Below are 13975 nucleotides of genomic sequence, written 5' to 3'. Positions count from 1 at the left end.
CCGGCGTCGGGCCCGGGGAGGGGCCCGGAGTCCGGGCCGCCGGGGCCCGGTGCGCTCAGTGTGGCGCGGGTACACCCGGCAGGACCACGGACCCGTCGCGCCGCCGTTGGCAGCGGCGCCTGGTGTCGTACGCCTGCTCTGTCACGCCTAAGAGCATGCCGGCGGCGGCGACGGGGAGCAACGCAATTACCAGCTTTCCGGCCGGTTGGTATTGACCATCTTGATCCCCGGGGCAAGACTTTCCCCTAGTCGCACCGATGCGCCGACCCGTGTCAGGAGGTGCGCGGTGGCCGTTACGCCCGAGACCGTCGCGGGGCAGCCGATGGACGACGACAGCCGGCGGCTGGCCGAACTCGGCTACAAACAGGAGTTGCGCCGTAGGTGGAGCGGCTTCTCCAACTTCGCCATCTCGTTCTCGATCATTTCCATCCTGGCCGGCTGCTTCACCACGTTCGGCCAGGCCTGGAACAACGGCGGACCGGTCGCCATCTCGTGGGGCTGGCCGCTGATCTCGATCTTCATTCTGATCATCGGGTTCTGCCTGGCGGAGCTGGTGTCCGCCTACCCGACGGCGGGCGGGATCTACTGGTGGGCAGCGAAGCTGGGACGGCCGGTGCACGGCTGGTTCACCGGCTGGCTCAACCTGATCGGCCTGGTCGCGGTCACCGCATCGGTCGACTACGGCTGTGCGACCTTCCTCAACCTGACCCTGTCGGCGCTCTTCGACGGATGGGCAGGGACGCTCCGGCAGGCGTTCGTCCTCTTCGTGGTCATCCTGGTGCTGCACGGACTGATCAACATCTTCGGGCACCGGATCATCGACCTGCTCCAGAACGTCTCGGTCTGGTGGCACGTGGCCGGCGCGGCGATCGTGGTGACGATCCTGGTGTTCGTACCGGACGACCACCAGAGCTTCCGGTTCGTCTTCACCGAGCGGTTCAACAACTCGGGCTTCGGCGACGGTGGCACCGGCGGCTGGACGTTCTGGTTCTACATCCTGCCGCTGGGTTTCCTGCTCACCCAGTACACGATCACCGGTTTCGACGCGTGCGCCCACGTCGCCGAGGAGACCCGGGGCGCGTCGCAGGCGGCGGCCCGGGGACTCTGGAAGTCGATCTTCTACTCCGCCATCGGCGGCTGGATCCTGCTGCTGGCCTTCCTCTTCGCCGCCACCGACGTCGAGGCGGTCGACGCAGCCGGCGGCTTCTCCGGAGCGATCTTCGAGAGCGCGTTGACGCCGTTCTTCTTCAAGACGGTCATCATCATCTCCACCGTCGGCCAGTTCTTCTGCGGGCTGAGCTGCGTGACCAGCATGAGCCGGATGGCGTACGCCTTCAGCCGCGACCGGGGCGTCCCCGGCTGGCGGATCTGGTCCAGGGTGGACCGCAACGGCACCCCGGTCAACGCCATCATCGGCGCGACCGGCGCGGGGCTGGTGCTGACCCTGCCCGCGCTCTACTCCAGCGCCGCCGGCGTACCGGTCGCGTTCTACGCCGTCGTCTCGGTCGCCGTCATCGGCCTCTACCTGTCGTTCATCATCCCGATCGCGCTGCGGCTGCGCATGGGTGACCGGTTCGAACCCGGGCCGTGGACCCTGGGCCGCCGATACAAGCTCCTCGGCTGGATCGCCGTCGTCGAGATCGCGGTCATCTCGGTCTACTTCGTCCTACCGATCGTGCCGGCCGGGGTGCCCGGCAACGCCGGATTCAGCTGGTCCGCCGTCAACTACGCCCCGTTGGCCGTCGGCGGCGTGCTGCTGCTCGTCGCCGTCTGGTGGTACGCGTCGGCGCGTACCTGGTTCACCGGACCACGCCGTACCGTCGAGGACGAGGAGAAACTGTGAGGCGTACCCCGGCACTGACCCTCGAAGAGCTGCGGGTGGCGATCGACGGCGGTGAAATCGACACGGTGGTGCTGGCCCTGGTCGACATGCAGGGCCGCCTCCAGGGCAAACGGTTCCACGCGTCCCACTTCCTCGACGAGGTGGTCGGGCACGGCGCAGAGGGGTGCAACTACCTGCTGGCCGTAGACGTCGAGATGAACACCGTCGACGGGTACGCGATGTCGAGCTGGGCGCGCGGCTACGGCGACCTCAACCTGGTGCCCGACCTGGCCACCCTGCGCCGGGTGCCCTGGCAGCCCGGTACCGCGCTGCTGCTGGCGGATCTGGCCTGGCCGGACGGGGCGCCCATCGGAGCCTCACCCCGGCAGGTTCTGCGCCAACAACTGGATCGGCTCGCCCGACACGGGCTGACCGCCTTCGCCGGGACCGAACTGGAGTTCGTGCTGTTCCGCGACTCGTACGAGGACGCCTGGCGGCGCGGCTACCGCGACCTGACCCCGGCCAACCTCTACAACGTCGACTACTCGCTGCTCGGCACCGCCCGGGTCGAGCCGCTGCTGCGTCGCATCCGTACCGAGATGGCCGGTGCCGGACTGATGCCGGAGGCCGCCAAGGGCGAGTGCAACCTCGGTCAGCACGAGATCACCTTCCGGTACGCGGACGCGCTGACCTGCGCCGACCACCATGCGATCTACAAGAACGGGGCAAAGGAGATCGCCGCGCAGGAGGGCATGGCGCTCACCTTCATGGCCAAACCCAACGACCGGGAGGGCAACTCCTGCCACATCCACTTCTCGTTACGGTCCACCGACGGCCAGCCGGTGTTTTCCGGTACGTCCCGGGATGGTCGGCCGGGGCCGCCCGGTTCGTCCGGTGGCGGGGCGGCTCTCTCCGTGATCGGGCAGCGGGCGTTGGCCGGTCTGCTGGCTACCATGGGCGACTTCAGTCTGCTGTTCGCCCCGAACATCAACTCCTACAAGCGTTACCAGCCGGGCTCGTTCGCCCCGACCGCGCTGCGCTGGGGTACCGACAACCGCACCTGCGCCCTGCGGCTGGTCGGCCACGGGTCGGGACTACGGGTGGAGAACCGGGTGCCCGGGGCCGACGTCAACCCGTACCTGGCGATCGCCGGGCTGGTCGCCGGTGCCGTACACGGCATCGAGCAGGACCTCGCGCTGGAGCCCGAGTGCACCGGCAACGCGTACGACGACGCGACCGCACCCCGGGTGCCGGGGACGTTGCGCGACGCGCTCGCCCTCTGGCAGGCGTCGCCGGTCGCCCGGGCCGCCTTCGGCGACGAGGTGGTCGACCACTACGCCAACAACGCGCGGGTCGAACTGGCCGCCTTCGACGCTGCGGTGACCGACTGGGAGATGTTCCGTGGTTTCGAACGCCTCTGAACCCGTGTCGGCCGGGTCGCCGACGCTGCCGACGATCGAGGTGGTCGACCCGGCCACCGAGCAGCCGGTGGCGACGGTGGCGGCGACCACGGTCGAGCAGACCGACGCGGCGATCGCCCGTTCGGCGACCGCCTTCGAGAAGTGGCGGAAGGTGTCCCCGGCGGACCGGGCCCGGCTGCTGCGCCGGTTCGCCGCTGAGGTCGACGCGCACATCGAGGAACTGGCCGGGTTGGAGGTGCGCAACGCCGGACACACCATCGGCAACGCCCGCTGGGAGGCGGGCAACGTCCGGGACGTACTCGACTACTACGCCGGGGCACCGGAGCGGCTCACCGGCCGGCAGATCCCCGTACCGGGTGGGCTGGACGTGACGTTCCACGAGCCGCTCGGGGTGGTGGGGGTGATCGTTCCGTGGAACTTCCCGATGCCGATCGCCGGCTGGGGGTTCGCCCCGGCGCTGGCGGCGGGCAACACGGTGGTGCTCAAACCGGCCGAGCTGACCCCACTGACCGCGATCCGCCTCGGTGAACTGGCCCGGGACGCCGGATTGCCCGAGGACGTGCTCACCGTACTGCCCGGTCGGGGCGAGGTGGTGGGCGAACGGTTCGTCACCCACCCCGGGGTCCGCAAGGTGTGCTTCACCGGCTCGACCGGGGTCGGCAAGCGGATCATGGCCGGCTGCGCCGCCCGGGTGAAGCGGGTGACCCTGGAACTGGGCGGCAAGAGTGCCAACGTCGTCTTCGCCGACGCGGACCTCGAACGGGCGGCGGCCACCGCGCCGTACGCCGCCTTCGACAACGCCGGCCAGGACTGCTGTGCCCGGTCCCGGTTACTGGTCCAGCGCCCGGTCCTGGACCGCTTCCTGGCGCTGCTGGAGCCGGCCGTACGCGATTTCCGGGTGGCCGACCCGGCGCTGGAGTCGGCCGAGATGGGGCCGCTCATCTCGGCCGCCCAGCGGGCGAGGGTCGATTCCTACGTGGCAGACGCGGAGAGCGCCTTCACCGGCTCCTGCCCGGCCGGCAACGGTTTCTGGTTTCCGCCGACCGTCCTGCTGGCCCGGTCCCCGGACGACCGGCACTGGCGGGAGGAGATCTTCGGTCCGGTGATCTCGGTGCTGCCCTTCGACGACGAGGCCGAGGCCGTGGCGCTGGCCAACGACACCGAGTACGGCCTTTCCGGCTCCATCTGGACGCGGGACGTGGGTCGGGCGATCAGGATGGCCAGGGCGATCGACTCGGGCAACCTGAGCGTCAACTCGCATTCGTCGGTGCGGTACTGGACCCCGTTCGGCGGGATGAAGCAGTCCGGGCTGGGGCGGGAACTCGGGCCGGACGCACTGCATGCCTTCACCGACGTCAAGAACGTCTTCATCGCGACCGACGAGTGACCGACGAGTGACCGACGAGTGACGACGAATGATCGACGAATGATCGATGGATGATCGACGAGTGACCGGGGAGTGAGCGTGCGGGATCGACTGGCGGACCGGGTGGCGGTGGTCACCGGAGCAGGCAGCGGGATCGGGCTGGCCACCGTACGGCGGTTCGCCGCCGAGGGCGCCCGGGTGGTGTGCGTCGACATCGACGCCGGGTCCGGCCGGGCCGCCGCCGAGGAGGTCAACGGCGAGTTCGTGGCCTGTGACGTGGCCGACGAGACCCAGGTACGCGAGCTGTTCGACGGGGTGGCCGAACGGCACGGCCGGGTCGACATCGCCTTCAACAACGCTGGCATCTCCCCGCCGGACGACGACTCGATCCTGGTCACCGGGTTGGACGCGTGGGAGCGGGTGATCCGGGTCAACACGACCAGCGTCTACCTCTGCTGTCGGTACGCGATCCCGCACATGCAACGGCAGGGCAAGGGGTCGATCATCAACACGGCCTCGTTCGTGGCGCTGATGGGCGCGGCCACCTCGCAGATCGCGTACACCGCCAGCAAGGGTGGGGTGCTGGCGCTGACCCGGGAGTTGGGCGTCCAGTTCGCCCGCGAGGGTATCCGGGTCAACGCACTGTGTCCGGGGCCGATCGCGACCCCGCTGCTGCTCGACCTGTTCGCCAAGGATCCCGAGCGGGCCGCCCGTCGGCTGGTCCACGTACCGATGGGCCGGTTCGGTGAGCCGGCCGAGATCGCCGCCGCCGTGGCCTTCCTGGCCAGCGACGACGCCTCCTTCATGACCGCGGCGCAGTTCGTCGTCGACGGTGGGATCACCGGCGCGTACGTCACCCCGCTGTGACGTGCTTTCGAGTTGGGAGGAGACCCTTCCGAGGTTGAATGCGACAAGTAAGGGCCCCTTCCTTTACAGCGGGTCGGGTGGGCGGCGATAGGCTGGCGGCATGACCGTCCGCGCGCCACTCACCCCAGGAACGCTCTCCCCGTGGCGACCCGTGCCATCGCACATCGTCCGCCCCGAGTACGTGGGAAAGAAGCGGCCGAAGGCGTGGCAGGGCTCCCATGTGCAGACGCCCGAGACGATCGAGAAGATGCGGATCGCCAGCCGGCTGGCCGCTCAGGCCACCCAGTTGGCCGGTGAGCACAGCAAGCCCGGCGTCACCACCGACGAGATCGACCGGGTGGTGCACGAGTTCCTCGTCGACCACGGGGCCTACCCCTCCACCCTCGGCTACAAGGGCTTCCCCAAGTCGTGCTGCACCAGCCTCAACGAGGTGATCTGCCACGGCATCCCGGACTCGACGGTGTTGCAGGACGGCGACATCGTCAACGTCGACGTCACGGCGTACATCGGTGGGGTGCACGGCGACACCAACGCGACCTTCTGCGTGGGTGAGGTCGCCGAGGACGTCCGGTCGCTGGTCGAACGTACCCACGAGGCGATGATGCGGGGCATCCGCGCGGTCGCCCCGGGCCGGCAGATCAACGTGATCGGCCGGGTCATCGAGTCGTACGCGAAGCGGTTCGGCTACGGCGTGGTACGCGACTTCACCGGTCACGGCATCGGCGAGGCCTTCCACAGCGGCCTCTACGTGCCGCACTACGACAGCCCCCGGCCGACCGACGTGATGGAACCGGGGATGACCTTCACCATCGAGCCGATGATCACTCTCGGCACCTACGAGTACGACATGTGGGACGACGGCTGGACGGTGGTCACCAAGGACCGGCGGTGGACAGCGCAGTTCGAGCACACGATCGTGGTGACCGAAGACGGACACGAGATCCTGACCCTGCCGTGAACGACACTCCAGCGGCCCTGATCGAGGGCCATCACGCCGACGTGTCCGGCGGCTGGCTACGGCCGGCCGTGTTCGGGGCGATGGACGGCCTGGTCACCAACATCGCCCTGATCGCGGGCGTCGGGGGTGGCGGCGTCTCACCCCGCAGCATCGTGCTGACCGGCGTGGCGGGTCTGGTCGCCGGGGCCATTTCGATGGGCCTCGGCGAATACACCAGCGTCCGGTCGGCCAACGAGCAGGTGGCTGCGGAGGTCGCCAAGGAGCGGCGCGAGTTGGAACGCCACCCCGAGGCCGAGGCCCGGGAGTTGGCCGACATGTGGACCAGGCGCGGTCTGCCCCGGCACCTGGCCGAGCAGGTCGCCACGGTGCTCAAGCACAACCCGGAAGAGGCCCTGCGGGTGCACGTACGGGAGGAACTCGGCGTCGATCCCGACGACCAACCGAGCCCGTGGGTCGCTGCGCTCTCCTCGTTCGTGTGCTTCTCGGTCGGGGCGCTCGTGCCGTTGGCGACGTACCTGCTCGGCTTCACCAGCCTGTGGCTGGCACTGGGCGTGGGTGGGCTCGGCCTCTTCCTGGCCGGGGCTGTGGTCGCCCGCTACACCGCCCGCAGTTGGTGGGTCAGTGGTGCCCGGCAGTTGCTGCTGGGCGGTGCCGCCGCTGCCGTGACGTACGTCGTCGGTCGGTTGATCGGGGTCAGCGGCGGCCTCGGCTGAGGGTCGCCAGCGCTGGCGACGACGGTGGCTGTCTCGGCTGAGGGCGTCTCGGTGGCAGTGGCAGTGGCGCCAGTGGCAGTGGCGCCAGTGGCAGTGGCGCCAGTGGCAGTGGGGCCAGCGGCGGCGCGGCTCTCAGCCGAAGCGGCGTAGTTCCGGCCAGACCTGCGACCAGGGACGGTCGAGGTCCCGACACAGCCAGATCGGTGCCCCCTGCTCCTCGTTCTCCACGCCGTACCCGTTGTCGTTGCTGGCGACCTGGACGACCGTGCCGCAGAGGCGGCTCAGCTCCTCGGCCGGCCAGCGGCCGATCACGATCACCGGTCCGGTGGCGCTGTCCGCCGGGGGACCCCAGCGCCAGAAGTTGAGATGCCCGCTGTACGGGGTGGGCAGTCCGAGTGGTCGTCCGTACCTGTCGATCGCGCCGGCCTGGCCGTAGTTGCGGGTGAGGATGACGGCGGTGGCCTGCTCGGACGCGGGGAGTGACCGGTGGACGCGGGCCACCGTCGAGACGAGTTCCGGCCAGCCGACGGTCTCCCCGGCGTCATAGTTGATCATCGCTTGTGGAGTGTGCGGCAGGGTCCGGACCGGATAGATCGGCAGCGCGATGGTGACCGTGGACAGGCCGTTCAGGACCAGGCCGACGCCCAGCGCGGCCCGGCGGCCCCGGGCCCCCCGGCTCAGCCAGCCGATGGTGGCGATCGCGCCGGACGCGAACAGGACCGGGTACGCCCCGGCGGGGTAGTACTCACGCCCGCCGGTGAGCAGGGTCAGCGCCAGTACGACCAGGTACGCCCAGCCGAGGAACCGGTAGCGGCGGGCATCGGGGTTGCGTAGCAGCCGCCAGAGGCCGGCGATCCAGATCACCGCCAGGGGCGGGCCCATGATCAGCACCTGGGACGGCAGCAGCCCGAGCCGGCCGCCGAAGTCGGCATCCGCCCGGATCACCCCGGTCATCGTCAGCTGCGGCCAGCCGTGGGTGGCCTGCCACCACAGGTTCGGTGCCCACAGCGCGACTGCGATTCCCGCCGCGATCCACAGCGCCGGTCGGCGCAGGATCTCCCGTGGCCCGCTGATCAGGACCGCGATGGCGAGTGCCGCCACGAAGAGCAGCGGCAGGCTCTTGGCCAACAGGCCGACACCGAGCACCGGGCCCAGCGCCAGCAGCATCCGGTCGTCGCGGGTACGGACCCACCGGGCCAGCAGCCAGGCAGTGGTGGTCCAGCACAACACGTCGTACGGGGTGGTGCTGAGCAGGTGCCCGGAGACCATGGCCACCCCGGTGGTGGCCCACCCGACAGCGGCCAACAGTTGTGCCCACCGGCCACCGCCGAGTTCCCTGGTGAGCAGGCCGACCAGCAGTACCGTGACCCCGACGACCACGGCCGTGGGCAGTCGTAGCGCGGTGAGCGAACCGCCGGAGAGGCTGTCGGTCAGCCGGGCCAGCGCCGGCAGCAGCGGCGGCTGGTCGTCGTACCCCCAGGCCAGGTGTCGACCGGCCACCAGGTAGTAGAGCTCGTCGCGGTGGTATCCGTAGCGACCGCTGAACGCCAGTAGGACGGTGCCGGTGAGCCCGGCTGCGACGGCCAGCGGGATCCAGGCAACCGGGGAAAGGGGCTGGTCCGCCTGTGTCGACGGATCGGACCGATCCGGCACTGTGGACGGTGTCGTCGGCGTTACCGGCTGCCGTGCCTGCCTACGCATGCCGGGATTATCGACGATCGTCGTCAGCCCTGGGGGGCGGGTCCGTCACGGGTCTGCATCGGTCATCGATGGGTGCCGGTCACGGGGCGGGCCGTCACCGGTTTGTGTCGGTCTCGGGGGCGAGTCGGAAGACCTTGATCTGCCGGCCCTCGGCCCGCTCCACATAGGTCCGGTAGGCCGGCCAACGGGTGACCAGCAGTTGCCACAGGCGGTCCCGTTCGGCCCCGGTGGCCAGGTGGGCTCGTACCGGGAGGGTGCGGCCCTTGAGGGTGATGCTGGCCGCCGGATCGGCCAGCAGGTTGAGCACCCAGGCCGGCTGGTGGCGCTGCCCCCAGTTCGAGCCGACCACCGCGAACCCGTCACCGTCGCGGACGTACACCAGCGGGTTGCTGCGCGGCTGTCCGGACTTGCGGCCGGTGGTGGTGATGATCAGTGACGGGACGAGTCCCAGGCCGACCACCCGACCCCGGGTCAGCCGCCCGACCAGGCGATCGACGGGCACCAGGAACTTGCCGGTGGCGGCGAACCAACGCTGGTGGCCGAGGCGGCGGACCAGGCTTCCGAAGGCGGACATCGGGACAGTGTGCCGCTCCGGGGACCGGACGTCGAGTCCGGCCCCCGGGCATCGGTGGTGCTCAGGCGGGGCGGCCCGACGTCCCACTGTCGTCGTGCGCCCCGGCACTCCGGGTCGCGTCGTCGGGAAACTCGTGGCGGAGCCGGCGTTCACCGCGGTGTTGTTGCGCTGGCGGTCGGCGGAGGGAGGGCCACCGGCGTCGGGGGGTTGCGGGTCAGGCTGGCCTCGCAGTGGTCGAGCCAGCGGATCTCGGCCTCGGTCTGGAAGATCATCGCGTCGAGCACCAGGAGCCAGGGGCGGTCACTCGGCTTGGCGTCGCGGCTCTGCAACCGGGTGAACTCCTGCAACGCCCGCATCGTGGCGGTGCGTTGGACCTGCACGACCCGCTGGATGTCGATGCCGGGGGTGGTCAGCGCCAACGCGAGTTTGATCGCGAGTTCGTCCCGGGGACGGTCGGTACGGCTGATCGGCGTGGTGAACCAGACTGCCAGGTCGGCCCGGCCAGCCTCGGTGATCTCGTACGGTCGCTGCCCACCCTCGCTCTCCGGCAGGGATTGCACCAGGCCGTCCCGTTCGAGGCGGGACAACGTGCTGTAGACCTGGCCGATGTTCAGTGGCGAGGTCGATCCGGTCGACTCCTCGAAGGCGGTCCGGAGTTGATAGCCGTACATGGGTGCTCGGTTGAGCAGGGCGAGCAGGCCGTGTCGAATGCTCATGCGTACGGAGTATGCATACTCGGTATAGGGTAGGCAACTCGTTCCGCGGCCGGCAGGCGTCAGGACCGGTCGGGGCGGTGGCCGGCTGCCAGGGGCCCACCCGGTGGGGGTCCGTCAGGCCGGACGACCAGACCCGTCGGCCAGGCCGGACGGTCAGACCACCCCGTCGGTCAGGTTCGGACGGTCAGAGCCGTCGGCCAGACCTGACGTCAGCCCCGGTCGGTCAGGTCTGGCGGCCCGGGAAGGGCACCGTCGCCGGGGTGGTCCCGGCGGTACGCCGGAACCTGGTGGCCCGTACCGCGCAGTCGGTGAGCCCGGCCAGCGCCTGTTCGCGTTCGGCCCCGGTCGTCGTCGCCAGGGCCGCCCGCCAGGCTGCCGCCGTACGCTCCTCGACCGTCACCGCCAACCGCAGGGCACCGGCCGAGTCGGTCACCGCGTGCGGCAGCGCGTACGCCGGTTCCGGCGCGGGCGGTGTCGCCCCGTCCCGGGTGAGCAGGATCACCAGGGCGTCCCGTCGACTCCGGTGCGCCGCCTCGGTCTCGCGTGCCTCACGTCGCGCGGCTCCGGACAGTCGCGCACCGATCGCCCCGTACGCGAAGATCGCCGCGTGCTCGGCGGCCAGTGCCGCCGCGAGTTGCTGATTCATGCTGCCGACCCGTTCTCCACGTGGTTTCTCATCGCACTACCTCGACATGGGTGGCCCGGGCCGCAGCGATGCTGCCCACCAGGGCGGCGCGTCCCTCCGGTGCCTGGACGCAGGCCTGCCTGGCGGAGTCCTGTCCCTGCTGCTCGGCTGTCCGCAGTGCGGCCAGGGTGGCCCGTAGGTCGCCGGTGGCAGGGGAAGCGCTCGCTGTCGGCGTGTTGCTGGGCAGGGTGACGCGAGTCACCTTGGCGAGTTCCGCCGCGTGTGCCCGGTGTGCCTGGGCGATCGGCCCCAGGCGATCGGCGAGTTCCGGGTAGCTCGCGATCGCCGCCTCATGCTGGGCCGCGAGGTGGAGCGCCTCGGCGATCAACGGTGCGAGCGGGTCGGGGGCCGGCTCTGTCCGATCGTCGAAGAGACCACAGGCTGTCATGGGGGCGAGGGCGGCGGTCAGTGCCAACAGGCCCCCCGTCCGCAGCGCCGCGCGTCGGGAATGGCCCCGTATGTCATGATTCTGAAATCCGTCTCCGATCCGCACCGGACAAGTCAACACCATCTGTGCGTACGTCCGATGCGACTGTCCGACACCGCGCGTGCCGGGCGTCGGTGCGCCGGCCGGGACGCTGGCCGTCCAGCGCGTTACGCTCTGCGCAGCCGCCGGGCGTGTTCAGGCCCGGTGGCGTGCTGGCATGGGCCGCCCCACGAGGGCGTTGAGAATCACGAGAAGGGATGCGGAAATGACGCAGCGTGGTCGCGGCGCCGCCAAACCGGTGGCTGGTCCGCGCGCTGGCGGGCGTCCCCGAGGTGATCTCGGCGCACGTCGTCTCCGACTGCGGGCCGTCATCGAACCGGTCGTCGCCTCGGCCGGCTACGACCTGGAAGAGGTGTCGGTGTCCCGGGCCGGGCGGCGGCACATCGTACGGGTGATCGTCGATGGGGACGGCGGAGTCAGCCTGGACGCGGTGGCCGAGGTGTCCCGTTCGGTGTCCAAGGCGCTCGACGACGCCGAGGCCACCGACGGCGACCTGGTCGCCGGGGAGTACCAGCTTGAGGTCAGCTCACCCGGTGTGGACCGCCCGCTGACGTTGCCCCGACACTGGCGGCGTAACGTCGGGCGACTCGTGAAGGTGACGGTGAAGGGGGCCGGCGGTCTGCCCGGGCAGCGGGCGACGGACCAGCCAACAGGCGCTCAGCCCTCCGTCGATCGGCAGGTCACCGGCCGGGTGGTCGAGGCCGACGACGAGCGGGTGGTGTTCGACCTGGACGGCCGGCAGGGGGAATGGGCGTACCCGGACCTGGGGCCGGGACGGGTGCAGGTGGAGTTCAGTCGCCTCGACGACGTGGCCGACGAGGATCTGCAAGAGATCGAAGACATCGACGACGAAGATGATGTGGAGGGCGAGGAGAGGTGAACATCGACCTCGCGGCGCTGCGCGCACTGGAGCGTGAGCGGGAGATCCCGTTCGACACGATCCTCGCGGCGATCGAGACCGCGTTGTTGACCGCGTACCGGCACACCGAGGGCGCGCAGGCGCACGCCCGGGTGGAGATCGACCGCAAGACCGGCGCGGCGTTGGTCTACGCCCAGGAACTCGACGACGAGGGATCCGTGGTGCGCGAGGTGGACGACACCCCGCACGACTTCGGCCGGATCGCCGCCATGACCGCCAAGCAGGTGATCCTGCAACGGCTGCGGGAGGCGACCGACGAGGTGCACTTCGGCGAGTACGCCGGCCGCGACGGTGACCTGGTCACCGGGGTGGTGCAGGCCCACGAGGCGCGGAGCGAGAAGGGCATCGTCACCGTCGACCTCGGCAAGCTCGAGGCCGTGCTGCCCGCGCCGGAGCAGGTGCCGGGCGAGATCTACGAGCACGGACAGCGGCTGCGGTGCGTGGTGGTGCACGTCGCCAAGGGAATGCGGGGGCCGCAGATCACGTTGTCCCGTTCGCACCCCAACCTCGTGAAGAGGCTGTTCGCCCTGGAGGTGCCGGAGATCGCCGACGGAACGGTCGAGATCGCCGCGATCGCCCGCGAGGCCGGCCACCGGACCAAGATCGCCGTACGGTCCACCGCGCCCGGGGTCAACGCCAAGGGTGCCTGCATCGGTCCGATGGGCCAGCGGGTGCGTGCGGTGATGAGCGAGTTGCACGGCGAGAAGATCGACATCATCGACTGGTCGGAGGATCCGGCGACCTTCGTCGGTAACGCATTGTCGCCGGCCAAGGCACTCCGGGTCGAGGTCGTCGATGCTTCGACCCGGACAGCGCGGGTCACTGTGCCCGATTTCCAGCTTTCCCTGGCCATTGGTCGTGAGGGACAGAATGCGCGGCTGGCGGCCCGGCTCACGGGTTGGCGGATCGACATCCGACCCGATACCGAGCAGTCGTCAGGTTCCGGGCCCAACGGCGGCCGGGGCGGTGCTGATCACGTTCCGGAGCCGGGCAGAGCGATCTCGGGCGGCTAGGGGTAGACTTTGTCAGTGGTACGACGTGCGTGGCCGGTGCGCACCTGTGTGGGTTGCCGGCAGCGCGCGCCGGCCCATGAGTTGCTGCGGTTCATAGCGGTCAGCGACGGGGCTGGTCACAGCCTCCAACCTGACCCAACCCGCAGATTGTCGGGTCGGGGAGCGCATCTGCATCCGGATCCGGCTTGCCTCGCGCTGGCACAGCGGCGTCGCGCCTTCGGGCGGGCGCTGCGTATCACCGGTGTCCTGGACACGGGTGAGCTGGTCGAGCACCTCAACGCGTCAACCACTACGTTCGGTCATCCGGTCGAACGAGGGTCGCAAAGCAAAGCAAGGTAGGACGACCGACATGAGCACACGATGAAGTCCCTGAAATGACCAGGCTTCAAGTGCACGAGTGAGGTCGCTGCGGGCGCTGCTCGCACGACCTCGGAGTGAGGAGTGCAGTGGCAGGCAAGGCCCGCGTACACGAGCTGGCTAAAGAGCTCGGGGTCGAAAGCAAGACCGTTCTCGCCAAGTTGAAAGAGATGGGCGAGTTCGTCAAGTCCGCATCCAGCACGGTCGAGGCGCCGGTCGCCCGACGGTTGCGTGGTGCGTTCGTCGCGTCGTCGGGTTCCTCGGCGCCCGCCGCCCCGCCGGCGGCGGCCACCCCGACGCCTCCGGTGACCCCGGCACCTTCGGTGCCGACCCCCGGTGAGTCGAGGGTCTCCGCCAAGCCGGCGCCGCCGCGTCG

Annotated in this window: 15 protein-coding genes; 10 read left to right on the top strand and 5 right to left on the bottom strand. The window is 70.0% G+C overall.

Translation table 11 applies throughout. From position 1 onward, the window contains the following. The first annotated feature begins 286 nt into the window (after positions 1-286). The 6 genes from ACFQ4H_RS33530 to ACFQ4H_RS33505 all read left to right on the top strand — a co-directional run bounded on the left by ACFQ4H_RS33530 (position 287) and on the right by ACFQ4H_RS33505 (position 7147). On the top strand, positions 287-1843 hold the full coding sequence (locus ACFQ4H_RS33530; protein WP_377579071.1) for an amino acid permease: 1557 nt from the start codon (positions 287-289) through the stop codon (positions 1841-1843). After that, entirely contained in the window at positions 1840-3243 is a 1404-nt protein-coding gene (locus tag ACFQ4H_RS33525) for a glutamine synthetase family protein (RefSeq protein WP_377579069.1), read from the top strand. The genes ACFQ4H_RS33530 and ACFQ4H_RS33525 overlap by 4 nt, the downstream gene beginning before the upstream one ends. 34 nt (positions 3244-3277) lie before the next feature. After that, on the top strand, positions 3278-4630 hold the full coding sequence (locus ACFQ4H_RS33520; RefSeq protein WP_449289040.1) for an aldehyde dehydrogenase family protein: 1353 nt from the start codon (positions 3278-3280) through the stop codon (positions 4628-4630). 78 nt (positions 4631-4708) lie between these two features. Then, positions 4709-5476, top strand: a complete 768-nt coding sequence (locus tag ACFQ4H_RS33515) for a 3-oxoacyl-ACP reductase (protein WP_377579067.1) — start codon at positions 4709-4711, stop codon at positions 5474-5476. 100 nt (positions 5477-5576) lie between these two features. Then, entirely contained in the window at positions 5577-6434 is an 858-nt protein-coding gene (gene map, locus ACFQ4H_RS33510; protein WP_377579065.1) for a type I methionyl aminopeptidase, read from the top strand. Next, positions 6431-7147: a VIT1/CCC1 transporter family protein gene (locus tag ACFQ4H_RS33505; RefSeq protein WP_377579063.1), complete on the top strand. Its 717-nt coding sequence runs from the start codon at positions 6431-6433 to the stop codon at positions 7145-7147. Before map ends, ACFQ4H_RS33505 begins: the two co-directional genes overlap by 4 nt. A 132-nt stretch (positions 7148-7279) precedes the next feature. Here ACFQ4H_RS33505 and ACFQ4H_RS33500 read toward each other — a convergent pair whose 3' ends face one another. The 5 genes from ACFQ4H_RS33500 to ACFQ4H_RS33480 form a co-directional block, all read right to left on the bottom strand. Then, on the bottom strand, positions 7280-8848 hold the full coding sequence (locus ACFQ4H_RS33500) for an ArnT family glycosyltransferase (protein ID WP_377579061.1): 1569 nt from the start codon (positions 8846-8848) through the stop codon (positions 7280-7282). A gap of 94 nt (positions 8849-8942) precedes the next feature. Next, positions 8943-9422 carry a nitroreductase family deazaflavin-dependent oxidoreductase gene (locus ACFQ4H_RS33495; protein ID WP_377579059.1) on the bottom strand — a complete coding sequence of 160 codons (480 nt, stop codon included), beginning with the start codon at positions 9420-9422 and terminating at the stop codon, positions 8943-8945. A gap of 149 nt (positions 9423-9571) precedes the next feature. Then, positions 9572-10138: a PadR family transcriptional regulator gene (locus tag ACFQ4H_RS33490; RefSeq protein ID WP_377579057.1), complete on the bottom strand. Its 567-nt coding sequence runs from the start codon at positions 10136-10138 to the stop codon at positions 9572-9574. Positions 10139-10361: 223 nt separating this feature from the next. Then, positions 10362-10784 carry a ferritin-like domain-containing protein gene (locus ACFQ4H_RS33485; protein WP_377579055.1) on the bottom strand — a complete coding sequence of 141 codons (423 nt, stop codon included), beginning with the start codon at positions 10782-10784 and terminating at the stop codon, positions 10362-10364. A gap of 28 nt (positions 10785-10812) precedes the next feature. Then, the gene (locus ACFQ4H_RS33480) at positions 10813-11211 is read right to left on the bottom strand and encodes a hypothetical protein (RefSeq protein ID WP_377579053.1); all 399 of its coding nucleotides are present in this window, start codon (positions 11209-11211) and stop codon (positions 10813-10815) included. Positions 11212-11515: 304 nt separating this feature from the next. Here ACFQ4H_RS33480 and rimP point away from each other — a divergent pair, with 304 nt between their 5' ends. From rimP to ACFQ4H_RS33460, 4 genes are all read left to right on the top strand, one after another. After that, positions 11516-12190 carry a ribosome maturation factor RimP gene (gene rimP / locus ACFQ4H_RS33475; protein WP_377579052.1) on the top strand — a complete coding sequence of 225 codons (675 nt, stop codon included), beginning with the start codon at positions 11516-11518 and terminating at the stop codon, positions 12188-12190. After that, complete coding sequence (gene nusA / locus ACFQ4H_RS33470) at positions 12187-13242, top strand: transcription termination factor NusA (RefSeq protein ID WP_377579050.1); 1056 nt, start codon at positions 12187-12189, stop codon at positions 13240-13242. Before rimP ends, nusA begins: the two co-directional genes overlap by 4 nt. 15 nt (positions 13243-13257) lie before the next feature. After that, on the top strand, positions 13258-13581 hold the full coding sequence (locus ACFQ4H_RS33465) for a YlxR family protein (protein WP_449289039.1): 324 nt from the start codon (positions 13258-13260) through the stop codon (positions 13579-13581). A 107-nt stretch (positions 13582-13688) separates the two neighbouring features. After that, positions 13689-13975: translation initiation factor IF-2 N-terminal domain-containing protein (locus tag ACFQ4H_RS33460; protein WP_377579048.1), on the top strand; the 287-nt coding region annotated here is incomplete at its 3' end.

The organism is Micromonospora sonneratiae, from assembly GCF_042679305.1.
GTDB lineage: Bacteria > Actinomycetota > Actinomycetes > Mycobacteriales > Micromonosporaceae > Micromonospora_H > Micromonospora_H sonneratiae.
Note: the sequence above shows the minus strand (reverse complement) of the source record. Positions and strands in the feature narration are given on the sequence as shown.